18 protein-coding genes and 1 pseudogene are annotated in these 26,788 nt (G+C 50.0%); 13 read left to right on the forward strand and 6 right to left on the reverse strand.

Annotation, left to right across the window (positions count from 1 at the left end):
- Positions 1-80: 80 nt before the first annotated feature.
- The 3 genes from LIW51_RS37600 (at position 81) to LIW51_RS37610 (ending at position 3,269) form a co-directional block, all read left to right on the forward strand.
- The gene (locus LIW51_RS37600) at positions 81-443 is read left to right on the forward strand and encodes a hypothetical protein (protein WP_227380961.1); all 363 of its coding nucleotides are present in this window, start codon (positions 81-83) and stop codon (positions 441-443) included.
- 451 nt (positions 444-894) lie between these two features.
- Complete coding sequence (locus LIW51_RS37605) at positions 895-1,122, forward strand: LbetaH domain-containing protein (RefSeq protein WP_303659925.1); 228 nt, start codon at positions 895-897, stop codon at positions 1,120-1,122.
- 332 nt (positions 1,123-1,454) lie between these two features.
- The gene (locus tag LIW51_RS37610; protein WP_227380962.1) at positions 1,455-3,269 is read left to right on the forward strand and encodes an alkaline phosphatase D family protein; all 1,815 of its coding nucleotides are present in this window, start codon (positions 1,455-1,457) and stop codon (positions 3,267-3,269) included.
- A gap of 326 nt (positions 3,270-3,595) precedes the next feature.
- Here the strand turns inward: LIW51_RS37610 and LIW51_RS37615 are convergent, their stop codons facing one another.
- Genes LIW51_RS37615 through LIW51_RS37635 form a run of 5 tightly spaced genes read right to left on the reverse strand, consistent with a single transcriptional unit; the run spans position 3,596 to position 8,292 of the window.
- Positions 3,596-4,633 (reverse strand): phosphate uptake regulator PhoU, encoded by a 1,038-nt coding sequence (locus LIW51_RS37615; protein ID WP_227380963.1) that lies wholly within the window; start codon positions 4,631-4,633, stop codon positions 3,596-3,598.
- A 16-nt stretch (positions 4,634-4,649) separates the two neighbouring features.
- Positions 4,650-5,096, reverse strand: coding sequence for a hypothetical protein (locus LIW51_RS37620; RefSeq protein ID WP_227380964.1), 447 nt, complete (start codon positions 5,094-5,096; stop codon positions 4,650-4,652).
- A gap of 2 nt (positions 5,097-5,098) precedes the next feature.
- Positions 5,099-5,890, reverse strand: a complete 792-nt coding sequence (locus LIW51_RS37625) for an energy-coupling factor transporter transmembrane component T family protein (RefSeq protein ID WP_227380965.1) — start codon at positions 5,888-5,890, stop codon at positions 5,099-5,101.
- Positions 5,887-7,665, reverse strand: coding sequence for an ABC transporter ATP-binding protein (locus LIW51_RS37630; RefSeq protein WP_227380966.1), 1,779 nt, complete (start codon positions 7,663-7,665; stop codon positions 5,887-5,889). Before LIW51_RS37630 ends, LIW51_RS37625 begins: the two co-directional genes overlap by 4 nt.
- 27 nt (positions 7,666-7,692) lie before the next feature.
- A complete protein-coding gene (locus tag LIW51_RS37635; protein ID WP_227380967.1) occupies positions 7,693-8,292 on the reverse strand; it encodes a hypothetical protein in 600 nt (199 codons plus the stop codon).
- Positions 8,293-8,734: 442 nt separating this feature from the next.
- Here LIW51_RS37635 and LIW51_RS37640 point away from each other — a divergent pair, with 442 nt between their 5' ends.
- The 5 genes and pseudogenes from LIW51_RS37640 (at position 8,735) to LIW51_RS37660 (ending at position 14,951) form a co-directional block, all read left to right on the forward strand.
- Positions 8,735-8,872 (forward strand): hypothetical protein, encoded by a 138-nt coding sequence (locus LIW51_RS37640; protein WP_227380968.1) that lies wholly within the window; start codon positions 8,735-8,737, stop codon positions 8,870-8,872.
- 2,899 nt (positions 8,873-11,771) lie between these two features.
- Positions 11,772-12,767 carry a phosphate signaling complex PhoU family protein gene (locus tag LIW51_RS37645; protein WP_227380969.1) on the forward strand — a complete coding sequence of 332 codons (996 nt, stop codon included), beginning with the start codon at positions 11,772-11,774 and terminating at the stop codon, positions 12,765-12,767.
- A 413-nt stretch (positions 12,768-13,180) separates the two neighbouring features.
- On the forward strand, positions 13,181-14,128 hold the full coding sequence (locus LIW51_RS37650) for an endonuclease/exonuclease/phosphatase family protein (RefSeq protein ID WP_227380970.1): 948 nt from the start codon (positions 13,181-13,183) through the stop codon (positions 14,126-14,128).
- A 194-nt stretch (positions 14,129-14,322) separates the two neighbouring features.
- Positions 14,323-14,406, forward strand: a pseudogene (locus LIW51_RS39800) (twin-arginine translocation signal domain-containing protein); the annotation flags it as partial.
- Between the two features lie 137 nt (positions 14,407-14,543).
- Positions 14,544-14,951 (forward strand): endonuclease/exonuclease/phosphatase family protein, encoded by a 408-nt coding sequence (locus LIW51_RS37660; protein WP_227380971.1) that lies wholly within the window; start codon positions 14,544-14,546, stop codon positions 14,949-14,951.
- A gap of 338 nt (positions 14,952-15,289) precedes the next feature.
- On the opposite strand, the gene LIW51_RS37665 is transcribed toward LIW51_RS37660, so the two are convergent.
- Complete coding sequence (locus LIW51_RS37665; RefSeq protein ID WP_227380972.1) at positions 15,290-16,348, reverse strand: endonuclease/exonuclease/phosphatase family protein; 1,059 nt, start codon at positions 16,346-16,348, stop codon at positions 15,290-15,292.
- A gap of 195 nt (positions 16,349-16,543) precedes the next feature.
- Here LIW51_RS37665 and LIW51_RS37670 point away from each other — a divergent pair, with 195 nt between their 5' ends.
- The 5 genes from LIW51_RS37670 to LIW51_RS37690 all read left to right on the forward strand — a co-directional run bounded on the left by LIW51_RS37670 (position 16,544) and on the right by LIW51_RS37690 (position 26,578).
- On the forward strand, positions 16,544-18,337 hold the full coding sequence (locus tag LIW51_RS37670) for a PhoX family protein (protein WP_227380973.1): 1,794 nt from the start codon (positions 16,544-16,546) through the stop codon (positions 18,335-18,337).
- 602 nt (positions 18,338-18,939) lie between these two features.
- Complete coding sequence (locus LIW51_RS37675) at positions 18,940-20,844, forward strand: alkaline phosphatase D family protein (RefSeq protein ID WP_227380991.1); 1,905 nt, start codon at positions 18,940-18,942, stop codon at positions 20,842-20,844.
- 287 nt (positions 20,845-21,131) lie between these two features.
- Positions 21,132-23,360, forward strand: a complete 2,229-nt coding sequence (locus LIW51_RS37680) for an alpha-N-acetylglucosaminidase (RefSeq protein ID WP_227380992.1) — start codon at positions 21,132-21,134, stop codon at positions 23,358-23,360.
- 279 nt (positions 23,361-23,639) lie between these two features.
- On the forward strand, positions 23,640-24,551 hold the full coding sequence (locus LIW51_RS37685; RefSeq protein WP_227380974.1) for a DUF6454 family protein: 912 nt from the start codon (positions 23,640-23,642) through the stop codon (positions 24,549-24,551).
- Between the two features lie 92 nt (positions 24,552-24,643).
- Positions 24,644-26,578, forward strand: coding sequence for a bifunctional metallophosphatase/5'-nucleotidase (locus LIW51_RS37690; RefSeq protein ID WP_227380975.1), 1,935 nt, complete (start codon positions 24,644-24,646; stop codon positions 26,576-26,578).
- Positions 26,579-26,788: the final 210 nt, after the last annotated feature.

The following is a 26,788-nucleotide window of genomic DNA, read 5'->3' on the forward strand; positions in this document are numbered from 1 at the left end:
AGCGCTGCCTCGGCGATGTTTCCACCGAAATCAGTACATCTCGAAAGTGAATCGACACTAAGTCGAAGTTGTTGGGCGTGATGCGGGTCAAGGCCGCGAAGGAGACTACCGATAACACAAGTGTGTTCGTCTATCTTGGAAACCGATTGGCGGGCCTCGTTAGCGAGTTGAGTTACATCTTCACGGTTATCCGCGAGGAGGGCCTCCACCGCAGCGTTGATGATGGTCCGTACATCCCTGTGAAGTCGTTTCATCGAATCTGCAACGTCTTCAGGTATTGCTTCGAGTTCGATAGCAACCGTACCGATTTTCGCGGCGTGATGGCGATCACGCTCGGCTTCATCGGCGCAGGTGGACTCGGGTTCGTGATGAACATGCAGCGGCAGCCATTCCAGTATACGAACATGATGGCAGCCATCCCCATGTTGGTAGTTCTCATCTAACCATCGAGATGACCAGCCAGCGGATTCGTTCGCGCCTCCACGAAGGTGAAGAAACAGAAGATTTCCTCGAGATATTGCGATGATCTCCCGACAAGATGAGGGAGGCACTCGTTCGATGAGCCAGCATGTCGGGACAAAATCAGAGGACAGCTACTACGTCGAATCCTTCGGCAGCCCTCGCATGACAAGACTCACCGAGGAGCCAACGCTCCGTGATCCCGTTTCCATTATGGGACAGCACGCTTGGGCACTGGATGGAGATTCGTGCGGGATCACGCGTGAGCAATTCCACTCTCGGTGACTATACCTATCTAATGGAGCGTGTAAAGCTAGATTATACCGAGATTGGAACGTTTGGCAACGTTACCTCGGACGTTCGACTGGACCGACGAACCATCCGATCGATCGCCCAACGGCTCACCATTTTACATACAGGGCAGAGATGTACGGGATGGGAGACGACGACTCTCTCTTCGAATGGCGTGCTGATACCCCAGTCATCGCCAGTCACGATGTCTGGATTGGTCATGGCGCGACGGTTCTTTCCGGTGTGAACATCGGCACCGACGCTGTCGTTGTAACCGGTGCGGTTGTCACACGTGATGTCGTCACGTACACCATCGTAGCGGATGTTCCTGCTGAGCCCATTAATTCCCGTTTTGACGATGAGACCGCTTGATGACTTTTGCAGACCGAATGGTGGGAGTGGAGCCACGAGCCACTTGCAGAGCGACTCAATGCATTTCGTAACTTAGAGACATTCCTCGATCGATTCGCACCCCGGTAACGTTCTTTCCTTAGAACTACTATTGAAAATCTCGTATCTGAATTATAAATGTTGTTCGGCGGACTCTGATGACATTAGGTAGTTGATTCGGAGACTTGATTAGTAAGCAAACTGAAAAAGTAAGCAGTTTTGAAGTCAATTCCATTATCTCTATATGATAATGATATACAAGGATAATCTATTATAAAGAGAGAATAAATAAGAATAGGATCGTCTGCTTGCTGATGTCGAACAACACCGATCAGGAGAAGGATGGCATTAAGCGACGAACTGCACTAAAATCACTCGGAGCAGCTGCTATTGGCGGGGTCTCGTTTGCGGCACTCGATCCCGAAATTGTAACGGGAATCACACCGCAATCGACCGATGGCGAGACAGTCAACTGGAAGAGCGGTAAGAAGAGTGAATCGATGTTCCCACTCTCAGTCGTGAGTGGTGGTCCAACACCTTCGGGAGTTATTCTTTGGACACAACTATCCTCGAGAAACTGTCAGTCTTCGGCACCTGTCCACGTTCAAGTAGCGACTGACGATTCATTTTCGGAACCTGTATATGAGGGGAAAGTTGCGGCAGAGAAAGTTTCCCCCGAGCATAACAACATCATCAAAATGGATCTCGATGGGAAACTCCCAGCTGACAGCCATCTCTTCTATCGGTTTCATCATGCCGGCGTGACGAGTCAGATCGGACGGGCTCGTACACTGCCCAAAGAAGATGCGAACCCCGAGTCGATTCGACTGGCGGTTGTCACGTGCCAGTCATACCAACAGGGGTACTATCCCGCCTACAGCTACATCGCTCAGGAAGATCTCGACTATATCGTTCATCTCGGCGATCAAATCTACGAATATGCAGATAAATCTGATTTCAATGGTCGTTCAGTATCGCTTCCAAGTGGCCATGATCTAGCATGGACGCTAGAGGATTTCCGCCATCTCTGGCAAACCTATCGCGGTGACAAATTCTTCCAAGATGCGCTTGAACAGCACACGTTCATTCCAACGTGGGACGATCACGAGATCGTCAACAACCGATATTGGGACTATGAAAACGACCGGCCATGGTCGAAGGATCACCCACTCAACGACGACCCCAAGGCGATCACGAAACTGTTCGCAGACGGGATTCAAGCGTGGTGGGAGTACAATCCTGCACGAGTTACGTATAATCCCGATGCGGAGTCACTGCTTGAACAGTTCAAGATGTGGCGCAGTATCCAGTTTGGCGATCTGTTGGAAATGCCGGTCACCGACGAACGGCTGTTCAGTTCGCTTCCACCAGGTGGCGACGCAGCTGGACAACGACAGTGGGGAATCCCACCAAATGCGCCCGAAGCCGATGATGCTAACCGGACACGGCTTGGTTTCGAACAGCGCGAATGGCTGCTTGAGACGCTCAAAGAGACCAACGCGACCTGGAAAGCGTGGACGAACGAACTCGCTATCTCACCGTTATGGCTCTCATTTAGCGATAACATGCAGATTTCGAAGAACTACGATGCCTGGGATGGCTACCAGCATGAGCGAAATGAAATCATGGGGCAACTCACCCACTTCGATGTCAATAACTTTGTCGCCTTTACTGGTGATATGCACACCTATATGGTGTCGTATTTAATGAACGATTGGGAACGAACCGAAAGTCGGACACCAGTTCCACCGGAAGAAGAAATGGTCGGTGTTGAACTTCTCACTCCGGGAATTTCGAGCGATTCAGGAACCTCCGACTTTTGGGGTCCGGGTGAAGAGATAACGAAGGAGTCCGATTCGAAGGCGTTGACAAACGAAGAGATGGTCGAGACGGTTCTTGAAGAGAATCCGTGGGTTGAGTTTTTCAACGCGAAATACAACGGGTACTCTGTTGCCGAGTTTACTCCCGAAGCCTGCACATGGACGACGTACGCAGTCGATGATACGGTTAACAGATCCGATGCGGCTCGCGCAGTCCTCAGGAAGTACGAAATTCCTGAAGGGTCTGTTGAACTCACTGAACTCGAAGCCAATGATTTGAAAAACGGTTTCTCCTCACAAAATTCATAGACGACATATAGGGATATTACGTTAGTTTCGTATTCCAAGAGCTGCCGCCCTACATTCAAGGCTTCTGCGACAGGATTCGGCGAGCCGTCAACACTTTTTTCGGTTTTATAATCTCGAACAAGATTGACAAGACGCGACACTGACGCCTGGACACGGCTGTTCTTGTCCTCTGCGTCAGTGAGATCGTCAATATCGGCTTACTAGTCTCGGTCGTGTCTACGAGTCTACTTCAGCTGAATCAAAGAGCAGGTCACGACCGTGTTCACCAAGTCAATTTACCGCTGTGACAATTATCCATTTGGTTCCGCTACGTTTAATGACTCTTGCTAATGTTCGTCTTCCTGATTATCATCCGTTTGCTGCACAGCTATGTCTCCGCGTCGAATTACTGCCTGTAGCTCCCGTTCAGCAATATTACCACCTTGTTCGGCTGTCCGTCGCAGACTATTGAGAACTAGCGCAAGTCGATAGTCCGCCGAGGAAGCCTCAAACAGGCGGCGATCCAACGCTGCTGCTTCCTCACGAACCTGATCTCGTACAGTCAGCGCCCTATATGCGGTGTTTACGTCCGTATCACCAAGGATACTACTGACTGCATCTTCGACAATATCCCGAGCCATCTGAGCGATTTGTTGGAATTCGCTCGTGTATGTGACTTTCGCCAAATTGTCGAATTCAGCAGTGATTTCGCTGATATGTTCAGCGTGATCAGCAATTCGCTCCAGTTCACGGGCTGTCACCCAGAGTTCGAACAATTCCGTGCGAGTTAATCCAAGCGCATCAATCTCGTCGAGTCTCAACAACGCTCTCTCGAACGAACGGTCAATCAGTGTATACAGGCGGTCAGCGTAGTCGTCGCGGTCCGCTAGGCTTGCTGCTGTCTTCTCATTACTCAGAGTAGCGGTTGCATTGCGATGCATCGACAACGCAACGACTTTGAGTTGGCGCACCAGCTGGCGTACCGAGATCTCTTTTGGATCTAGCAGGATCTGAACCGTTATCCGTGTCTGTGATTCCGTACTGATAGTGACGCCAGACAGGATACTAACGGCTTCGTTGACGGCTTGCCGGTGTGCATTAGTAAACGACTCTTGGGCAACAAGCGTCACTTTGTCAAAGCCTGCAGTATAAGCCGCCTGCATAAGGTGTGTTATATACTTTCCATCGTTGTGTGCAACCTCAATGGTAACTTGTTCGGTCAGATCGTTCTCGTTTGCTCGGGGCTGGATAACGAGCCCCCCATCGATATGAGTGTGGAGATCCACGATGGAGCCCTGACTGAGATTTTCTGATTTAGCCCACTCCGGAGGAAGTGAGACGGTGAACGTGCCACTACCGATTTTCTGGATCTTACGTGACTTCATTTCTTTTAGAGGTGATTCACTGTTCGATCGATTCCTCCGTCGTCGGCAAGTACAGCGACTGTGCAGCCATATGGAGCAACCCAAATCCGATACCAGCAACTGCCAGCGGCCAGAAAAAGTTGCCCTCTCCAGAACTATAGCGAGCGGACGCGTAGGTCGTCAGGAGTCCCACGACCGTCAGCGCAAGCAATAGCCACGACACCGAGAGCTTCAGCCGGTCGCTGCGCGGGATCGACAGCTGCTGGTAGTGAACTAGCTTGCCACTGGTGTTAAGGATGAATGCAAGGGTAACGATTGCGACTCCACTCCAGACAATCAGTGCTATATCAACAATATTGCCAATGGCGAGCCATCCTAGTCCCCCGAATAGAAGGATCTGACTACGACCCTCGGCGGTACTCGGATTGAGGCTCATGAGTGAATCGTTTCCAGACGGTTGGGAGAGTGGTTCTGGTTCGGTCATACTCATGAAGTTGGTGATGGCAGCCCGGGAACTGTTAAGACGCCAAAGTTCACGGCTGCTGTTCCAGCAAGTACGACGAATCCCACTCCGAATAGAAGCGCGTCTCCGCCGTCAAACTTTAGCTCGTGGCGGAGTTCGCGCTCTTCGTTCGAGAACGAGTATCCACGCATCGTCAACACGGACATCATCGTGTTCGACCGTTGAAGCACCGACATGAACATCGGAACTGCCAGACTCGGCATGTTCCGAGCGAATTTGACCGGGTTTTTCGTCTCAATTCCAAGTCCCTTCACCTTCATCGCGTCCATGATACGGAAGAGATCGCTGATCGTGACATACAATAGCAAGAAGACGTACTCAAGCGTGAAACAGACGAGTTCTGGAACACCGACCCCTCGCAACCCGTCAGTTATCTCCGTCAGCTCCATTGTCGTGAAAAGACTCGCGCTAATCAGGAGTGCCGCTTGCCACGACAGAGCGAGCTTCAGGCCAAAGTCAAAGTTACCTCCGAACGCACTCCCACCCGTTGCCATCCGCTGGATGGCCGGGAATGCGAGTATTCCCAAGACGTTCGGAACCTGCAGTAGAAGGAGCGCCCCGATCCATTTAACCGGGACACGAGCGACAGCGACTAACCCAATACCGATCACGACCATTGCCAGCATCCACTCCCAGGTCGGTGCGAGGTATAGGTACAACAGCATCAGCACGAATACGCCAAGCTTTGACCGAGGATCGCGGCGATGGAACCACGTATCTCGGTCGTTGTACACAACGGGGACACGCCGTTTCATTGCGACACCTCCACCGCCGGCTCGAATGATTCGACGAACTCATCAGCGGTCAGCGCGTCGAGACCGACTTGCTGGGCGAGACGTGCTGCCCGTGGCGGGCGAAGGTGTCGTTTCGCTAGCCACTCCCAGTTGTTTGGAGCGAACACCTCTTGGGTCGATCCCTGCATCGCCACTGATCCATCTTCGAGGACTGTAACGGTGTCCGCGACGTCACAGACGAATTCCATGTTGTGGTCGATAATGATGATTCCCTTCCCCTGCTCACGTAACTGCTCAATTGTCTGTTCGATATGCGCCCGAGCTGTTGCGTCGACCCCTGCAATGGGTTCGTCGAGCACGAGCACGTCCGGACTTGGAGCCAGTGCCCCTGCTATCGTCACTTGCCGTCGTTTCCCTCGTGGGAGGAATATTGGATCCTCCTCCAGAATTTCATCAGAGATGCCAATAAGATCACAGACGTCTTCGACTCGTTGTTCAATGAACGCCTCGTCGTAGCGCTCGCGTTTCGAGAGATCCAAAAACCCAGTTCGTTCGTAGCGACGCTTCTCAAGTGGGAACCGGATCTCCTCCTCGACGGTCTGCTCTGACAGTTGCTCGTCAGGATTCTGAAGCGCAATGCCGACTGACTCTGCAATATCTCGTGCGGTTCGTCCGTCGGTAGACGCACCGTCGACGTATACTGTACCATCCGTTGGCTTAAAGAGGCCGACAAGGAGCTTACTGAACGTTGTCTTTCCAGCGCCGTTACCGCCGACGACTGCGTGCACTTCGTTCTCGCTGACTGTGAAGTCCACGCCGTCGACCGCGACTGCATCGGTAGAGTACTCATAGGTGACGCCATCAGCGCGGACAAGGGTGTCACCAAATCCGGGAGCGACGGACACCGACCCACCGTCGGCAGCACTTACCATCACGTCAGTAGAAGTCGTCGTTCCGGACCTAGAGCGCGCTTCGAATGCATCGATGAACTCCCCCGGGGTCAGTGGGTCACTAGGTAGATCAACCTTGCGAGCGATGCGGCGGCAGACCGGTGGAGCTACACCCACGTCGTCAAGAAGTTCGTCATCACGGAGGAGTTCGTCAGCGGAGCCGAAGGCGACGCGCTCGCCACCATCGAGTACGAGTAGTTTGTCGGCAATCCCCACGAGAGCGTCAGGATCGTTTTCGGTGACTACAAGTGTTTTATCGCCTTTGAGCGATGCGATGAGGTTGGCGACATCGTCGCGTCCCTCCGGGTCGAGCATATCGGTCGCAGTATCAAAGATCATCACTTCGGGATCGATAGCCAGGGCGGCCGCGATAGCAAGTCGTTGTTGCTGACCACCAGACAACTCCCAGGTGAACTGATCCTTAACGTCCGCCATACGAACCTGTTCAAGCAACTCGCATGCTTGGTCGGTCGCCTCGGCACGTGGAATGCCTCGATTCACTAGCGGCGCAATCACTTCATCAATGACATTGACTTGGGTGAGCTGAGAGGAGTAGTCCTCAAACACCATGGCCACGTCGTTGTCGTTTGCTTGGCGTGGATCGCGACCGGCGACCGAGAGTTCACCGCTCGTCGTCCCACCTGTGTTCTGCGGAGCGAAGCTCGCAAGCACCATCGCCAGCGTCGTCTTGCCCGCCTCAACCGGGCCAACAACGCCCAAGACCTCACCTTCGTCAAGCCCAAATGAAACATTCGCCATCGCGGGGTGGTTTTTGGTGGGATAGGTGAAACTGAATTCGTCAGCACGAAGCATTTGTTCTTCCATCAATTTGGCATCTTGGGTCATTGTGCGGAAAACCGAAGTTGGTGATGGTTAATTGGACGTCTGTGCGGAGGGTGCGAGGACGCGCTCCATCCGACCGCGCAGTGCAGCGACGGTTGGAATGAGCGGAATCGCCCCAAGAATGATCCCATGTGTAATCGTGTTGCCCGCGAGCGCGGTCGCATAAACACTCCAAGCATCCCCGGAGATGAGCACGAGGGACAATCCTTCAATTGCGAATTGGATGAAGGCGCCGAGCACTGCACCGATAGCGAGCTTTACTGTCTTGCTCGGGTCCTTCATGAAGTAGCCAGCGACGGTGAAGCCGACAACATAGCCAGCCCAGCCGAATGGTTCGTCCGGTTCCATTCCCTCGAAGAAGTCAAGGATGCCCTCCGCGAGCGTCGCTCCGACGGCTGCCGCAATGGTCGGCGTTCCCCATGGGACGAATACGATTACCGTGTACACTACGAAAAACGCCTTCCAGTCGATGTCAGGGGGAATTTCGCCAAGGCCCTCTCCAATGGCGAGTGCCCCTGCGAATAATACTGCTGTAAGTCCTGCAATAACCACGAGACTCGTCAGATCAACGTCGGTCGTGAACGAAGTGGCTTCACCCCGCGCGGATTCTGTTTCTGTCGTCTGCACCATTACGACGGTCTCTATAATCCAATGAGAAGAACACTGCTATGAGGAGTACATCCCCATTTATATTGTTAAGTATCAGACTTAGCCACAAATACCACTATATAGATATATCTTGCTGCTACACTGAACTAGCTGTTCATTAGGGGTATTATTTTTAATTACCTCCTTGCCATCTTCAGAGCGGTCTCCAACACATCGGTGTTAGGCAAATATCATTGCTTTCGTCGAGCGAGGACCAAATGAACAGCTGGATATATGTCGAATTATTGGGGATATACGACAGTATTATCGTGGCGTACGAGCGAAGGATGGTGATTTCGGTTATTCAATCAATCCGTTACGAAGCTGTAAAGTATCCCGACGTATCGATTACCCTGATCCTGATGACGCGAATGGTTAAGAACGGTCGATAGCCTCTTTAATCAGCAGGTTACTTTGGAGGATTATGCCAAGTGAATTAGTCACGCAAATCCTCCTCAGTGTTCTCGTAATTAGCGGATTAGCATTCCACGAACGAGTCGCCGCAGTGATCGCATCCCTAGAAACGAACCCCGATCTTCTTGATCCCGACGAAATTGAGTAACTACTGGTTGGTCACCATTTCGATTGTCTGAAGCCTTCACGCTACTTGGACATCACATAGGGAACAGGACTATCCTGGCAATTTTATCGAATCGATGTGAGTTTTGCATAATAATATAGAGGGAATCGATATGATGTATGTTTATGGACATGCCTGGTTGCCAAGCAGAAGATGAGAAAAATCGATGATCCAGGGACAACTCCGTTGAATAGGAGCGTTTAGTTATTCGTTTTTCGTTCCGGCGGGCGATCAGTTATCGCCGTTCTCGTTATTCCCACGACTGCGGCTTGCGTCCTCATCAGGGTCGTAGAAATAGAATACTAGCGTCAGCACCGATGATGAGCCTTGAATAGAATTGGAGAACACAACACAATTGCATATTTCTTTGAATACCCGCATCAGAGCGTCTCCACCCGAAGACAGGGGCCCCAGATGAAACAGTCGAAGCCTTTCCCCCATTGATGGTGTTTCACATGGTTCTCAACAATAGCGGTTCTCATCAAACCTGAGTCATGAAACGTGGATGAAATAGGTGTTTTATGCATCTTCCCTACGCCGTCGGGGTGATTATCTGTTTGTGGTACAAACTGTTCCGACGAAAAAGGACTACACAGCCATCGAAATACTGTGTGGTGAAAATTCGACTCGACAGAAGACGGAGACGTCACATCTGTCTCTGATGAATTGATTGAGTTGGCTTCAACCGAGGGAGAATTTTAGTGCGTCGCCGAGTCTTATGATCCACTGGATGCCACAGTAATTTACAGGTGAAAGATTTTTAGAAATCATGTTTCGGACGCTCAAACAGTATTTCAACGTCCGAGATTTTCGCTGTAAAACTCTTGGCGGAGCGCTGGTTGAGTTTTTCTATGCACTGATCAATTGGATGTTAGATAGCTATTACCATCGAACGTACCGGATTCGAGGGACTCTGGTGGATACTATAAAGATCGTTCGCAATTACTGGAATGAGCCGCGAATTGAGTACAGCTAACCGGTCAAGTGTCGCCGCTGCAGCGACGGCGCTCTCTTCAATCCTCCGATTCACATTGTTGCCGATTTTGGTTGTCTGCTGAACATCGGACAACCGCCCGTTTTGGCCTTCGAGTCGGTTTTGAAGCGAAATGCCTGTCGAGCAACCGTTTTCGTCGAGACGTTTTAAATACATAAATCGATAATAATTTTAGAACCAATCTAAATATCTATTTAGATTTCTGGCGCTTCGCGTCTGATACCCCGAAGGGGATACGGGTCATCGATTACACGAAGTCAATAGTACTGCCTACTCCTCCAAAGTTCTCCTAGTAACGAATATATGATAGCCATAGCAATTTAAGAGTATGTTACGGAGTCAGGAGGAAAAGGCGACAAGGGGCGTGAATACCGTGATTTCGCGACTCAAGTGTCCGTACTGCTTCCGACGGTTTGCTGACCTTGAGACAGTGCGGACACACCTTGAAATGCAGCATTGCGAGTAGGGGAATGTAGTAGGAAAGTGAGATAAGTAGTTACTGTGTTACTCAGTCGCTTCACCCTCTACGTTGCTCCTTGAGGAAGGGAATCTAGAACTAAAATTGTCAGTATTGAGTCCTCACTCTGTACTAATCCGGACTTTCTGAGTCTTACGTACCGGTCGATTCCCAACACGAACAGTAGGGGTCCCGGCGAGAAGCGTTACTCCGGGTGACCCAATAGCGACCGGTAGACCGGAAGTGTCTCCGACGAGTCTGGCTCCGAGTGCGAACGGTGCCTTTGCAACGGCGTAGGCATCGAGTTGACCGAGAGTACTGTTGCTCATCCCAGAGATTCCATATGATTGGTCACGCACTTTTTCGAAATGACTCACGTGATCCGAAGAATATAGTCGGATACCTTACTAGCGATTAAACTCCTCACGGGGGCGTATCACTATCAAGCACAACTATTTGTGCCAGTATCGTGTTGGACTGTAGAACGACGCGATTCCGATGATGGTACTTACCCATATTTTTATGAGTGTGTCTATCGCGGTACTCACCTTTCCGAGTATTTCGAGCTACATCTCTCCTTCCTTACTACTCAGTACAGCATTCCTCGGTGGTCTGTTCCCCCGATCTCGATCTCTTCTTAGACCATCGAAAGGCGCTCTATTATCCGGTGTGGTTCTTGGTTGCGGTCTTTGTTTCCGGAAGTTTGTTTCTCGCTCTGAAATCGCCTGAAGTGCTCGTACTCATTTATTTCTTCGCGGGAGCGGCATTCCATTTAGTGTCTATATTCTTACTGGGAGTGTGGAATTCACACTGTGGGATCCCTCGTCAAATAAGGCGGTATACAACCACTTTTTGGGCGAATGGCACACCCCACGGCGGTGGATTCGATATTCGGGCGCGCCAGAAGATTTTCTTCTTGCAACAACGTTTGCAATTCCCATGATTGTTTCTTCTGTTACATCCAAACTATCTGACCAGTTCATACTCACCTTGCTCGCAATCTCCGCTCTGTACACACTGGTTAGGAAACGGATCCACATCGTCGGTGACTGTTTCAAATCGATCGTTCCACACTGGATACAAAGTAAGCTCCCAAAAACCCACTTTGAGGAGTAATTCGGGAAGTCCGATCAGATCGGTTCGACGGTTTCTGCTATGCAATCGATGGTATTTAGACATGGTCTGGCTGGCATTGACGTACGTGAGTAGATGAGTATGGATACGGTTGTGCGAAGACTTATCACGGGATGGGACATCGAATCTCGTCATATCGTTAGTTCTGTTTACAAGTTGCCTTTTCTCACGAGAATATCGGTAGTCTACCCCTCATTCTTGTCTTGTCCAGATTGTTATGGACACTAGCTACCGATTTTTAGAACTCAATATATAGATATAGTCGGTTTTATTGTCTCCGTGGCAAATTCGAGGATATGGAAACGCGCAAAGTGCAGATCACAGGAGGTTCCACCTACACTGTTTCCCTTCCGAAAGGCTGGACAAGGGAGAACGACGTAACGGACAGAAGCACCATTGCGATTTACACCGACGAAAATAACCTGATTTTGGCACCCCACGATAATGACGAGCGAATCGAGGGTCAAGTCGACGTTTTCACTCTCGATAACGATGACATCGTTCGCACCATAATCGCCATGTACGTGAATGGATTCGATATTATAACGCTTGAAATGAATCGCATCACACCCGACACACGCCGCGCAACCCGAAATATCACACAGAACCTTGTTGGACTCGAGGTGATGGAAGAGAGGAAGGGGAAAATCGTAATTCGAAATCTCCTTAACTCCGCTCAGCTGTCCATCTGCGATTCGATCTCGCGGATGCAGGTTATCGCTGTCACTATGCTAGAAGACGCTGTAACTGCACTTACGAAGAACGACGACGATCTTGCTCGGGAAATCGTCAACCGTGACGACGACATCGATCGATTGTGGTTTGTCGTTTCACGACTTTTTCGAAAAACACTGCGAACACCCGTTACAGTCGAGGAACTCGGATTCTCCCGAGAGGTTTGTTTCGACTTCTACACGAGTGCCCGTCAGCTCGAGCGCATTGCCGATCACGCGGCGAAAATCGGTCAGATAACCACCGAGGTCGACGAGATACCCGAGAACGTAGCAACTCCGGTTGATCGACTCCACGGAAAAGCGGATACAGTCATCAACACTGCGATGGAAGCCGTATTTTCGGACGAGCAAGAGCACGCCGTTCGACTTTCTAACGAGGCCCTTCGAACGGTTCTCGAGGTTGACGAGCATAGCCGAGGTATCAATGAACTCCTCCGTGAACTCGATTCTCACCAAGCTCACCAACTTCGGCTTTGCGTCGATTCACTATCGAGGTGTGCGGACTATGGCAGTAACATCGCCGAAACGGCGCTCCAGAAAGCTGCTCCTCGACCGTGAACCATCTCTCGGATTGAGATAGTTAACTACCATTCCTATTTCGGCGTTCGCCCTTGCATGTGGGGCGATCTGTTTGCCTATCTTCTCTACTGGCTATGGCGAGTGGTCGTGTCTTCTCAACTTTCGATCAAGAAGCGGAAATGGAACTGGCTGGGTCATTGCCTTCGTGGAAGTTGTTTTCTTTGATCAACTTTGAGCATTTCTAAAACTTGATATCTAGTTAGAAGGCATAGAGATAACATCTATGAATTTTATCCTATATCTATTCATAAGGGATTTCATCAATATCAACCCTATGGTAAAAATAGCTATTAGTATTTGTTTAGTATATATATAGTACACCGATTAATAACTCACGGATAAATATACCAAATATGATAGTATTATCCGGTTCAAGCAAAATTCTGCATTCGATGACGAAACCACTCGATAAACACAACACAGAGCGTACCACCACCGATTCCGAGACAACCACGATAAAACGACGAGCGTTCCTCGCCGGCACGGGAGCAACAGCCGTTGGACTCAGTGCGATGAATTCTGCCAGTGCTGCGGAAGCCGATTCGGACTCATCCGAAGCCTCGGTAAACAACACTGCTATCTCGATCAAGGTTCTCAACTGGAATATCCACCATGGCACCGGTATGGATGGCGCGTACGACCTGCGACGAATCGCGGATCTAATCGAGCGATCCGACGCGGATCTGGTTGGGATTCAGGAAGTCGACAAACATCTAGCGGCGCGAAGCAACTGCGACGACCAGCCACAACGACTGGCCGAGCGTCTCAACATGAATGTTGACTACGCTGCAAACATTACAGATTACGAGAGCAGTTGCACGAACCAGAGCAGGTACGGAACAGCTATTCTGACCAAGCGAAAATATCCTATTCTCGAATCCGAACACTACGAACTTCCATCGCCCCAAGTCGAGAAAGGGGCATACAACGAACCGCGCGGACTGCAGGAAACAACGGTCGAGATTGAGGACAGTAAAATTCGCTTCTACACCACCCATCTCGATCACCTGTTCAAAGAACGCCGCATGGCACAGGTGAACGCGATACTGGACATTACTGATGATGTTTCCCAGCCACAGGTCATTACGGGCGATTTCAACGCCGTGCCGGACGCTGACCCAATTAACGCCATGACGGGTGAGTACACTGATGCCTTCGCTGCTGTTGGAAACGATGAATCGGACACGTATCCTGCAATTTACACCGATTCAGCACCCCAGGAACGTATCGATTATGTGTTCGCCAGTGACGACCGTATCTCCGTTACAGAGGCTGGCATAAACGAAGAAACGCTGGTCTCCGACCATCTTCCTACCTTCGCTGACATCCGGCTCCACTGAGCCAAACGACGTAATAATTATTTATATAATTGCTACATTATTAACCCAGTAGTCAACGAATGTATTCATTTTCAATCGATGAAGTTCTTGAGTCATCTTTATATTGAACATACTATAGAAAAATGGGTCAACTCATCTAAGAGATATACTTCATATGAAAGTTAAAATCAAACACTGGAAGGGGTTTAGCTGAGATGTCGAACGCACCCTCAGATACAGTTGACCGACGAACCTTCCTCAAAACTAGCGGTATCGCTGGAGCGGGAGTACTCTCGACCAGCGTTCAAGAAACGATTGCACGTGCCTCCGCGTCCGCAAATGGCCCACAGCAGGATTTCAAAGTGATGTCGTACAACATCCATCACGGTGAGGGCACCGATGGCATATACGACTTGCGCAGGGTCGCTGGCATAATATGGCAGCTGACCCCGATATTGTTGCCCTTCAGGAAGTCGATGCCCATTGGAGTAATCGGAGTGAGTTCGATAATCAGCCAGAACTGCTGGCTGAATGGTTGGACATGGAACTTGCGTTTTACCGGTACTACAATCGTCCTCCTACTGAGGAATCAGATGGGAAACGCCGGCAGTTCGGTGATGTCATCCTGAGCAAGTACCCCATACTCGAAACGAATGGCTATCCACTGCCACAGGAGAACAAAGATAAACCGTACTTCGATCGATTGCTCGCAGAAGCAAAAATAAACATCCGAGATACTCCCATTTGGTTCTACGACGCTCACCTCTACGCCTTTGAGGCGGATCGACGTTCAATTCAGATCGAAAAGGTGCTTGAGATCACCCAAGATAGAGAGGGGCCATAGGTTCTTGCTGGTGACTTCAATTCGTTCTATGGAAAATACATTGATAGAGACGATTCAAATTATCAAACTCTTAATGATTTCTATGTTGACGTCCTCCGTCAAACCGGTGATGACGATCCGACGTACCCCGCACCTTTGAAAGGAAGTGAGGATCGCCGCATTGATTATATATTCGCAACGTCTGATGTCGGGATCAAAAGTGGAAATGTCGGCTCAACTATTGCTGCAGATCATCGTCCAATCACAGCAATATTAACAATTTAAATATATCAACCTTCGTCATTTGATATCCTAAAAGAGAGTGACACGAATATCGATTGATATGGTGGTTCACCCCCTTACTCTTCGTCTTCCGGCGCACCCACGAGACCCCATACGAAACGGTGGTCAGTGTAAAACGCAGTCTTACAGAAGCCAGTCGGCTCTTCTTCTGTTTCATCTGGGTACGTGTGGAGCCTTTTGCACTCTTTGAACGCTTCTCGACTTTCGAATTCCGACTTCCACCCGAGATCTGACGCCCCATCGAAGATCCTGCCTTGCGCAAAAATGAAATCGATTCGAGCACGTTCTAGCTCTTGCGCGCGTGGGATCTCTTGCGGATTTGACGTCAGAACGACGTCCGAATAGTTGTATTTCTGGGTGAACAGTGAATACCATTTATTTGGTTCACAATCTCTAGCTTCCCACTTCCAGCTATCACCGCCGTGACACCGCTTCACGTTGAAATCACCGGCAATAACCGGAACATTCTGATCGGATGGTGAGGGGTATTTATCGAGTAAGAAAGGTGCGGTTTTCTTTGCTCGTTCCATCACATCCGACCCATGAGGCCAATGGATGCTCAACGCAGGAACACGAAGGCCGCCACGATTCTCTTTGAGCAGTGCGTATGCGTGATCTTTGCCGCCATTCCCACTTGTCGTCCGCATGAACCCCCCGTCGTCTTCAACATGCATTGTATCTGTATTGTATACGATCCCAGTATCGTTTTTTGCCCCTTCGGGTATCCATGGGTGGACGGGGGGTTCGACTGCTACTTCGTACGTATATTCCGTCTCTTCCGACATGAACTGAGCAACGTTATGTGTGCTCTTTTCCCGGACTTCCTGAAGCAATAGAATGTCGGGAGCGTACGGAACTTTCGAAACGAGTCGGCGAGCGAAATTTCGCATATCCTGTGGATGCTCGACATCTGGCTTTCGAAACGCTTCAAGCAGGTTCGCGTCCACGATGAGTGCTTTCCCTGGCGGTGATTCATTGAGTGCGGACGGTTCCTCTTGTTCATTTGCAAGAACTGAGTCAGCAGTTGCAAGCAGACCGCTCGCCGTCGCTGCACCCATCCCTGTAACGACAGTCCGTCGAGAAACCGAAATATGCCGGGGTTTATCCGATGACATACGGCTATGCAGCGATAGCGGAGGGAATTATTCATTTATATTATACATATATTGTTATCTATATGTATAACTAGATAATTATATAAAATAACAATTCTTATAATTATTGTGCTCTATGTGAGAAATAGTGTCGTACTTTCTAAGAATGGGGTCTATTATAAACGTTCATGCATGCTTCTTCTCCTTCTTAGCGCGATGTCTGATGAATTTACTCGTCGTGATGCAATCGCTATCCTCACAGTGACTGGCTTAGGAGGCATTGCGGGCACCTCCGCGGCCGCCCGTCGCGGGAACGACGACTATGACCACGAGGGTGAACCGACGCTCAACCGCCTCGCAACCACGGTTCGAGGCGCGGAAATCACCGGAATGTATCTCACCCAACCCGGTCGGTTTTTCTTCAACATCCAACACCCGAGCGATGAGAACGACAAGCCGTATAATAAGGGTACAGTCGGAGCACTCATCGGCACAAATCTGAACACGCTTCCCCAAGATTTCGCAAGCGTACAAGTTCCCGACAACAAGGAAGAAGCAGAAACGGTTCACACTGCCGTCGGCCAATATCAAGCGTTAGCGAACGGTGGGGATCAGACGGATAACGGAAAGAAACTCGGCATCCCGTATTCGGCGGATGGCGAACCAATGACTGACGGGAACAATCCCGACTATAACGGATTCATCCCCGCCGACCAGCCAAATGAGGGCTATCTCTTTACGAACTGGGAAACCCGACCCGGGATGGTCAGCCGACTTCATATTCGCATGCAGGGTCGACAAGAAGGAGGTCCGAACCAATGGAACGTCCTTGGCAGCGAGAACGTTAACTTCCGCGACGTCGAAGGAACGTGGAACAACTGCTTCGGGACTGTCACACCATGGAAAACGCCCCTGACTTCCGAAGAATACGAGCCGAATGCCGCCCAGTGGTATACTGCTGGAAACAGTGCGCGAGAGCGAATGTCGGAGTATCTCGGCCGAACAGCGAATCCCTATCGATATGGGTACATCATCGAAATCGAAGATCCGACTGGTACCCCAACGCCTGTTAAGCAGTTCGCGATGGGGCGGTTTTCACATGAGAACGCAGTCGTGATGCCCGATCAGCGAACCGTGTACCTAAGTGACGATGGCACTGGAACGATCTTTTTCAAGTTCGTGGCCGACACTCCTGGTGATCTCTCTGCTGGAACACTCTACGCTGCAAAAGCTACCCAAGACGCCGGAAGCAATGTCGCTACCACCGGTTTCGATCTGCAATGGATCAAGCTCGCCCATGGCACCCACGATCAAGTCGAGTCGTGGATCGCCGAGTACGATGATCAAGAACCGGGATCGAACGCCGATTACATCACTGATGCAGAAGTCAAGCGGTGGGCGCGTGGAAAAGCAAAGGACGACTGTGTTGCATTTCTCGAATCGCGGAAAGCGGCTGCTGTCAAGGGCGCGACGAACGAATTCCGCAAGATGGAAGGCGTGAACATCAAGCGGAACGCTAAACCAGGTGACTATCTGTACATGGCAATGTCGAATACGAACAAGACGATGCTCTCAAACAAGGATGCATCGTCTGAGAACGACGACCCACAAGACGAAATCCAACTTGAGGGAAACGAGTGGGGTGCAGTCTATCGGATGCAGCTCGGTGCCGAATACAACGTAAGTCGGATGGAACCAGTCGTGACGGGTGGGCCGAACGCGAACATCTGTGGTGGATGTCCCTATGATGCTCAACCTAACTCGGCGAGTACTGTCTGCCAAGACTGTGAACACAATCCCACCCAAGAGGATGAGAATGGCATTGTGGGTAAGGGTATGACATCAATGAAGCAGGCGTTTTCGAGTCAAGAGAGCTATGACCCTGAGAATACGATCTCCGAGCCTGACAATATCGTTGTGATGGACGATGGTCGCGTGATCATCGGTGAAGACACCGGTAATGAAGGTCACGATCCGCCGAACATGATTTGGGTGTACAACCCGAATTAACTGATCCAGCTTAGAATACATTTATTTTCACTGAACTTAGTTCAATTGATTTATAAGGTAAAATCGGTCGTTCCGGTGGGAGCTCGTCGCAGGACGTGTGGGATACCACTGGGAGCTACTTTGGTGGTCACATCGACGCTACGTCTATCTACAGTATGGCTCTCTCCGCAGAGAAAATAGCAGAACTGTCAAATAAATACTGGACTGTTTCTTCTGAATAATATATTTTGGGAAGAACCGACATAGAAATAAGATGAGTAATCATTGGCTCGGTTGAGATTTTCCTGGAACTATCTCAATAATTAGCAACTTTTGATTGTGGGTATAGATATGTGCTTCATGAATTTTTGACGTAAATTTTCTCTCCCCATTGATCAACGACACGGTATGAGAACCTGATCCGTCTATCAATAACTAATATCGACAGTAGAATTATTTCTTATATAGGAGTATGTAACTCGCTTTCTCCTAGGACAAGAACTTATTTCTCCTGTATCCTCACAATTAGAAATGTATCCATAGAGTTCTATTATAAACGCTCATATTTAAACGATTATACTATTTATGCGGGTAAAATGACAGAAAATGACAGTAACAATAAGATGGATACTCAACAAAACAAACTTTTCTCCTCTAGCCGCCGTGAATTCCTTCAGACGGCAACGGGTGTGGCTGGGCTTACGACGTTCGGAACGATAGGACTTGCTACAGCGAAAAACGACAACACCGGTCAATTGAGCGACGATCCGTTCACACTTGGTGTAGCTTCTGGTGACCCTCTTCCGGACTCGGTTGTCCTTTGGACGCGTCTTGTACCAGAACCACTCCAAGCTGATGGTGGGATGCCAGATAAGAAGGTGCCAGTCGCATGGAAGGTGGCCACTCGTGAAAACATGCAGCAGGTTGTGAAAGATGGTACGGTGTACGCCCGCCCGGAACACGCTCATTCTGTCCACGTTGAGCCTGAGGGGCTTGAGCCCAACACCGAGTACTATTATCAATTCCGCGTTGGGCAGAACAAGAGTCCAGTCGGTCGGACAAAGACTGCACCAGCGCCTGACTCGGAGATTGACGAACTCAATTTCGCATTTGCTTCCTGTCAAAACTATCCCTCAGGATACTACACCTCGCATCAACACTTGGCTCAGGAAGATCTAGATATGGTCTTCCACCTTGGCGACTATATTTATGAAGGCGGTGCACAGGGTTCGTTTGGTCGTGGCCATGAACCACCGCGAGAGATCAAAAGTTTAGCTGACTACCGCATTCGACACGCACAGTACAAGTCTGATTCGAACCTCCAAGACGCCCACGCAGCCTTCCCTTGGTTCGTTACCTGGGACGATCACGAGGTGGCAAATAATTATGCTGACGAGATCGACGAAGGTACTCCGCCCGAGGAATTCCTTGAACGGCGGGCCGCTGCCTACCAGGCCTACTGGGAGCACCAACCGATACGCCGGTCGCGGATGCCCGATGGTCCCGACATGCCGCTCTACCGTCGATTTACGTTTGGCCAGCTCGCCGAGTTCAACGTGCTCGACACCCGGCAGTACCGTGATGACCAGACCCATTCCAGCGAAGAGGCAAAAGATCCTGAACGGACCATTCTCGGTGACGAACAGGAACAGTGGCTGCTGGATGGGTTTAATGAGTCTGCATCCAAGTGGAACGTTCTTGCGAATCAAGTTCCCGTCGCCGCGACGGACGAAAATGCGGACCCGACCGAAGTGGACTTCGGTGGCGGTGACAAATGGGACGGATATCGGGCCGATCGGCAAACATTACTTGATGCGATGGCTAATGATGCAGATCTTAATCCGGTCGTCATCACTGGCGATGTTCACCGCAACTATGCCTACAATCTCAAAGCCGACTTTTCGAATCCGGATTCCGAAACGGTGGGTACCGAATACGTGGGTACGTCGATTTCCTCGTTTGGAGACACGTCTGGACTCACTCAGTACGGCCCATCGGCGGGCGAACCATGGCAACGATTCTATAATGTCGATCGTGGCTACGTCCGGTGCACGCTGACGCCCGAGCAGTGGCAGGCCGACTATCGAGTCGTCTCGACCGTTGAGGAACAGAGCGCGACGATCGACACCCTCGCGTCGTTCGTGACCGAGGCTGGCAATCCAGGGGCACAGTTAGCCTCTGAACGACCAGAGGAAGAACCCATTGAGATCACTGATATTCGGCCAAATCAAGAAGGAGACCTCAACAACGAGTACGCCACAGTGAAAAACGAAGGTGATTCGGAGATCGACATGACGGACTTCATTCTCAGCTTCGAAGGCGGACGGGCACAAAACTATACGTTTGGTGACGTCACCCTTGGAGCAGGCGAGACGATCACTGTCCGGAACGGAAGTGGCGAAGATACCGACTCGACCGTCTATACTGGATGGGACGGTGCAGTCCTGAACAACAGTAATCCTGACACAGTGGTCGTTGCCAACGACGAGGGCATCATTCTCGACGAAGAATCCTATCAACCGACCTAAGGTCGATGATAGTCGGTGATTAGATTTTTTGATGGATGAGTGGCGGAGCCAAGTAGGAATTGCTAGCGGGACTGGCATCAGGTTCGAGTATTACAGGTGCCAGTCCCGCTACATGAAGCATTCTTTTAGTCAAAACGAACCTTTGTAATGCAATAGGATCTCAATTTCATCTCTGGTTATAATTTGTTACTATATATAAATAATATAAAGCAGCATATAGCCTTATTCGAAACTTAGCCAGTATGAAGGACAGGGAGTATGTCACTCGACGAAGCGCCCTCAAGGCAATGGCGGCCGCAGGGATTAGCATATCATCGTTCGGTGGCAACTCATTCGGAGAAGAAACAAACAAAAAACAAAACGTCGGAACATCGAATCAACCACCATTTGACATTACACCCACAAAACGTGCGATTGAACGGCTGCTTACCCAGATCGAGCACAGCGACCAAATCACTCGCGACAAACAATACGTTAACCAAATCGACTTTGAAGCGAGACCAACAAAGGACGGAGCCGATTATTTCGAAATCGGGACGCGTGGTAACCGACCCGTCATCAAAGGCACGAGTCCGGCGGTCCTTCTTGCCGGTTTCAATTGGTACCTGAAGTACGTTGTTGGAGCAAATATCACGTGGAATGGAACACAATTGAATCTCCCGAACAAACTCCCTGCACCGTCACAATCGATTCGGAAAGACGCATCGGTGGACAATCGATTTGCACTCAACGATACCACCGATGGGTACACTGAACCGTACGAAACCTGGGAGTATTGGGAACACGAGATCGACCTGTTAGCACTGCATGGGATCAATAAAGTGCTCGTCTATCCTGGCCAAGAAGCAGTCTACTACCACACTCTCCAAGAATTCGGATACAGTAAAACGGAACTTCGCAACTGGATACCGAATCCAGCACATCAGCCATGGTGGCTCCTGCAGAATATGTGCTGTTTCGCCAATCCAATTTCTGAAGAACTCATTCAGAAACGGATTGCACTCGGACAGAAAATCGTCAAGCGACTCCGTAAATTAGGGATGACACCCGTCTTCCCCGGCTACTACGGAACAGTTCCCCGAGACTTCGACGAGAAACACTCGGATGCGCACGTTATTCCGCAGGGAACGTGGGCAGGTGGGTTCGAACGACCAGGGTGGTTGGATCCCACAGGCAAGTACTTTCCCGAAGTCGCAGAGACGTTCTATCGCCACCAGTCCGAGCTGTTCGGCGATTCCTCGATGTACAAAATGGACTTACTGCATGAAGGAGGAACCGCTGGTGATGTAGATGTTCGTGCCGCTTCGAAAGCAGTGCAGAACTCTCTTCGAGATGCGCATTCGGACGCGACCTGGGCGATCTTAGGATGGCGGGACAATCCCTTGCCCGAAACGATTGAAGCAGTCGATACGAGTAAGATGCTCATTCTTGACGGTATCTCTGAAATGTATAGTGATCTGAATCGAGAAGAAGAATGGAACGGCACACCCTACGCATTCGGTACCATCTGGAACTTCGGTGGCAATACGACGATGGGCGCCAACATGGCCGTCTGGAATGACAAATTCTGGCGGTGGCACGCAAAGTCAAATAGTGCGCTCTCGGGGATTGCGATGATGCCGGAAGCCATCGACAACAACCCCGTGGCATTTGAATTCTTTACCGAGTTAGCGTGGCGAGACGAGCCAGTCGATTTCGACGATTGGTTCGAGACCTGGACGAGATTCCGATATGGCGGGATGGATGAGGATGCCGTCACAGCGTGGCGTGCGCTCGCACAGACAGCATACTCTATGCCGGACAATGGTTCGCGAACGATGGCACAGGTGGGGCTCTACGGCTCTCGACCGAGTTTCGATACACTCTCACAGCGATATAACACCGCAGAATTCGCTTGTGCACTTCCTGCCTTACTGAATGTCGACCGCGCTCTCCGAGACAACAGTGCGTACAGATACGATCTCATGGATGTCACGAGACAGGTGCTCTCAAACCGCAGTTTCGACCTGCTACCGCGGATCGAGAAAGCTTACAACGAGCAAAATATCGAGCAGTTTCGTGAGTACACTGATCTATGGTTGCGTTACATTGAACTGATGGACGCTGTCGTTTCGACACATGAACAGATGCTGCTCGGACCATGGGTAGAAGATGCGAGGTCGATGGCAAGTAGCGAAGAAGAAGCCGCACGACTCGAATACGACGCCCGTTCACTCATCACTGTGTGGGGCAATCAGGACGTCGCTTCCGTGCTCCACGATTATGCAAAGCGAGAGTGGGCTGGGTTGCTCAGTGATTTCTATTACAGCCGATGGCAGAAATTCTTCGATGAACGAGAGGCTGCACTGGCCGAGAATCGAAAACCTAATGAGATTGACTGGTATCTGCTCGAGAACGAGTGGGCTCGGAAGCAAAACGATTATGCGGTTGAGCCGACGGGTGACATCTATCAAATTTCCCAGCGAGTACTCGAAGAAATTCGTGACGATCCCTTGCCTTTTGGCAGTGATTGTTGAGGTGAAGAGCTAGCACTATTTTCAGTTATATTTGGAATATGCGTTGAATACGGACCTATATTTCTATCTTTGTCAACGTTTGTCTATTATATCCCAAATTTTATTTTAATACCTTGGATAGGTGCTACTGTAATGAGTAATTCCGACGACCGGGACCAAGTTGACGTACCAAGCAACTCACGAACAAGCCGACGATCATATCTTTCGTTCCTCGGAATCGGATCCCTTGTACTCGGGAGTAGCACAGGCGCAGCCAAGAACGAGAACCGATCAACGGATATGTCCGAACAGCGCACATCGACTCACGCCCGGGATCCACGACAAAATTCACTTGCAGAGAAATTCAAAACGCTTTCTCGTGGCACGGAGTGGCAACAGGTAAGCCAACAGCAGGTTAAGTTCGACACGTATCATCCACAGGGGATGAGTAAGGTCGGTGATCAGTTGTTCCTCTCATCCGTGGAGATTCTCGAACTTCCAGGCAGATATACAGAACGCGATGACGATAACGGTAGTCCTGGTCGTGGTGTCGGGCATCTCTTCAAGATGGATGAGAAGGGACAATTACTCGATGAGATTGAACTCGGCAAAGAAGCCATTTACCACCCGGGTGGCATTGACTACGATGGGAACTATCTCTGGGTCCCAGTGGCCGAGTATCGCCCCGACAGCCGTTCTATCATTTATCGCGTCGATCCGAAATCGATGGAAGCGACCCCTGTGTTTCGGGTTGCCGACCACATTGGTGGGCTCATCTATAACGCGGATCGCGATTCTCTCTACGGCGTCAATTGGGGCTCTAGAACGTTCTATCAGTGGCAATTGACGAGCAACGGGACGATCATCGACCAGAACAAGCCACTGGCAGATCGAGCGATTCAGAATCCGGAGCACTATGTGGATTACCAAGATTGCCAGTACATCGGCGATGACTTAGCACTTTGTTCTGGTGTGGCCGTTTATCAGCCGCCCAATGCTTCCGACCTCCAACTCGGTGGCATTGACTTGGTGAATCTCCGTTCGGTCACGCCGGAATATCAGGTTCCCGTTCCTGAGTGGACTGACGATGGAATGGTGATGACTCGTAACCCCTTCTTGGCCGAGGAACGCTCTGACGGTCTTCGCTTCTACTTCTTACCGGAAGACAATACATCGCACCTGTTCACTTACGATATTAACACCTCTCAGTAAGTGGAACACCTATCGTTTTGAGTGCGAGAATATTCGTATATATACTAAACATAGAAAGAGCTATTTCTACGAAGTAGAGGGATAACAATGAAATGACTAATCAAGAGAATAGGCGAGGGAGTACGAAGGATTTCATAACGACCCGGCGTCAGTTGCTTGCATCTGGAGCAGCTGCCGCAACTGTCGGTTCAATCAGTACTAGAACGGCCTCTGCTGCCAGCACAGATACGATTACCATCATCCATGATACCCACTTTCATGGGCGCTTCGAGGGACGAGATGGCCGATCGATTGCCGAATATACAACCGCTATTCGAGAGCAATTGGCAGCGCACGATAATGCCGTGTTTTTCGGGAATGGTGATGACCTCTCTCCCTCGCTCATGGGCCTTGTTTTCAAAGGGAAACACATGATAGATGCGCTCAATTACATCCATGATGACGTTGAAGGGAATTTCGTTGATGGCGCTGGCAACCATGACTTTGATTTTGGCGTCGACAATGCTTCCGCACGATTTAATGAGAGTTCCTTCCCATGGGTTGTCGCCAACCTACTGACGCCGGATGGTAACCCGATTCCTGGAACGCAACGGTGGACGACTGTTGATGTCGGTCCAGTTACGGTAGGGGTGTTCGGTCTAGGTGTCGAAGACTTCCACGGCATCACCGCGTATCCAGACGAGTACCAAGTTATCGATCCAGTTGAAGCAGCCAAAACGGCGACAAAGGCGCTCAAAGCGCAAGAAAATGCAGATATTGTTGTTCTCGCTTCCCACACAAACCATAGCACACATAAAGAGATCGCTCAAGCAGTCGATGAACTCGATCTCATTGTTGGCTCACACTCTGGCGTGACGTTCGAGCATGTCCATGAACACAGTGGGACACTTGTAAGCGAAGTGGATGATCAGTTCAAATACCTTGGTGCGGTTACACTTAAGAAAAGTACTGGTGAACTCGTGGAATGGCAAAAGATCGATGTAACCGCTGGAGCATACCAGGCCGACTCGGGGATGCAGGCGATCGTCGATGAGTGGCAGTCGAAGCTCAACGATGAATTCAATACTACTGTCGTCCGATCAGCAGTTGAATTAGACGCCCGCTTCAACACGAATTACGGTCGTGAGAGTCGATACGGTAACCTCATCACCGATATTTTCCGAGCAGAACTCGATGCTGACATCGGCATCCAAAATCCAGGGGGCATCCGCTCGAACAAGACGTATGGCCCTGGAGCAATCTCGAAAAAAGACATCTACAACACTCTTCCCTTCCCAAACACTCTTGTCAAACTTGAGCTAAGTGGCAAAATTCTTGTCGAGACGATCACATCTTCGATCCGTGCATTGCCCTGGAGTTCATATGGGATTCAACCGGCGATGCAAATCTTGGGCGTTCAATACGAGTATTCAGGTCATAACGGTGATCCCCAGGTTGAGAACGTCTTCGTAAATGGTGAGGCCCTCAACCCTGAGGCAACGTACACAGTAGCGACGAACAACTACGTGGCTGAGAATTGGGATTCACTCTCCTCTGCGACACTCGTCCAAGAGACCTCACAGCTGCTCGCTGACGTAGTGGTTGATCACCTCGCGCCAAAAGAGAGGATTTCGCCCGAAATCGAAAATCGAATCCTTCGAGTCGATTCAGAAGTTGGCGGGAGCGAAGCACGTCGCCGTGGAACAGATTCGGATATTAGTGTTATTGTTGGGAAACCAGAACAGGCCATCTCAGTTAGCTCACAGCCGGCAGCTTACCATGGAATCACGAAGACAGGAACCGAAATCCCTGCAACAGATGTCCAGGTATTGGACGATGCTGTCAAGGTGTTCTTCGATCCTGCAATATTCCCCGATGCGTACGAGCGTGCTCATCTTCGAGTATTTGGCGAGTTTGAGCCTGATGATAAAGCATATGGATATCATCGCGATGATGAAACACTGTATGATCTTCCTGTCTCGGTTGTCTATGATACTTATCGATTGAAAGCCCCTGTCGGCGAAGTGCAGCGTAATAAAACTCCGTAACTGCCCAGTATTCACATCAGAAGGTTTCTCTAAGCGATGATCTACTAGCTGGGCAAATTCTTCAAATATCTGAGCGTACTTATTAGAAAGAATAAGAATGATATTTAGCGGAAGAATTATAAAGAATATATATTATTATAAAGAATATGTATTATAAAGAATATGTAATTATAAAATTTTTATTTGTATTATAAGAAGTCAGGGATGGGA

The organism is Haladaptatus halobius (genome assembly GCF_020618475.1).
Classification (GTDB): Archaea; Halobacteriota; Halobacteria; order Halobacteriales; family Haladaptataceae; genus Haladaptatus; species Haladaptatus halobius.

What these genes read in the sequence shown, in the direction of transcription:
- LIW51_RS37600 (WP_227380961.1), top strand. Translation starts at nt 81, where the DNA reads ATGCGGGTCAAGGCCGCGAAGGAGACTACCGATAACACAAGTGTGTTC.
- LIW51_RS37605 (WP_303659925.1), top strand. Translation starts at nt 895, where the DNA reads ATGGGAGACGACGACTCTCTCTTCGAATGGCGTGCTGATACCCCAGTC.
- LIW51_RS37610 (WP_227380962.1), top strand. Translation starts at nt 1,455, where the DNA reads ATGTCGAACAACACCGATCAGGAGAAGGATGGCATTAAGCGACGAACT.
- LIW51_RS37615 (WP_227380963.1), bottom strand. Translation starts at nt 4,633, where the DNA reads ATGAAGTCACGTAAGATCCAGAAAATCGGTAGTGGCACGTTCACCGTC.
- LIW51_RS37620 (WP_227380964.1), bottom strand. Translation starts at nt 5,096, where the DNA reads ATGACCGAACCAGAACCACTCTCCCAACCGTCTGGAAACGATTCACTC.
- LIW51_RS37625 (WP_227380965.1), bottom strand. Translation starts at nt 5,890, where the DNA reads ATGAAACGGCGTGTCCCCGTTGTGTACAACGACCGAGATACGTGGTTC.
- LIW51_RS37630 (WP_227380966.1), bottom strand. Translation starts at nt 7,665, where the DNA reads ATGACCCAAGATGCCAAATTGATGGAAGAACAAATGCTTCGTGCTGAC.
- LIW51_RS37635 (WP_227380967.1), bottom strand. Translation starts at nt 8,292, where the DNA reads ATGGTGCAGACGACAGAAACAGAATCCGCGCGGGGTGAAGCCACTTCG.
- LIW51_RS37640 (WP_227380968.1), top strand. Translation starts at nt 8,735, where the DNA reads ATGCCAAGTGAATTAGTCACGCAAATCCTCCTCAGTGTTCTCGTAATT.
- LIW51_RS37645 (WP_227380969.1), top strand. Translation starts at nt 11,772, where the DNA reads ATGGAAACGCGCAAAGTGCAGATCACAGGAGGTTCCACCTACACTGTT.
- LIW51_RS37650 (WP_227380970.1), top strand. Translation starts at nt 13,181, where the DNA reads ATGACGAAACCACTCGATAAACACAACACAGAGCGTACCACCACCGAT.
- LIW51_RS37660 (WP_227380971.1), top strand. Translation starts at nt 14,544, where the DNA reads ATGGCAGCTGACCCCGATATTGTTGCCCTTCAGGAAGTCGATGCCCAT.
- LIW51_RS37665 (WP_227380972.1), bottom strand. Translation starts at nt 16,348, where the DNA reads ATGTCATCGGATAAACCCCGGCATATTTCGGTTTCTCGACGGACTGTC.
- LIW51_RS37670 (WP_227380973.1), top strand. Translation starts at nt 16,544, where the DNA reads ATGTCTGATGAATTTACTCGTCGTGATGCAATCGCTATCCTCACAGTG.
- LIW51_RS37675 (WP_227380991.1), top strand. Translation starts at nt 18,940, where the DNA reads ATGGATACTCAACAAAACAAACTTTTCTCCTCTAGCCGCCGTGAATTC.
- LIW51_RS37680 (WP_227380992.1), top strand. Translation starts at nt 21,132, where the DNA reads ATGGCGGCCGCAGGGATTAGCATATCATCGTTCGGTGGCAACTCATTC.
- LIW51_RS37685 (WP_227380974.1), top strand. Translation starts at nt 23,640, where the DNA reads ATGTCCGAACAGCGCACATCGACTCACGCCCGGGATCCACGACAAAAT.
- LIW51_RS37690 (WP_227380975.1), top strand. Translation starts at nt 24,644, where the DNA reads ATGACTAATCAAGAGAATAGGCGAGGGAGTACGAAGGATTTCATAACG.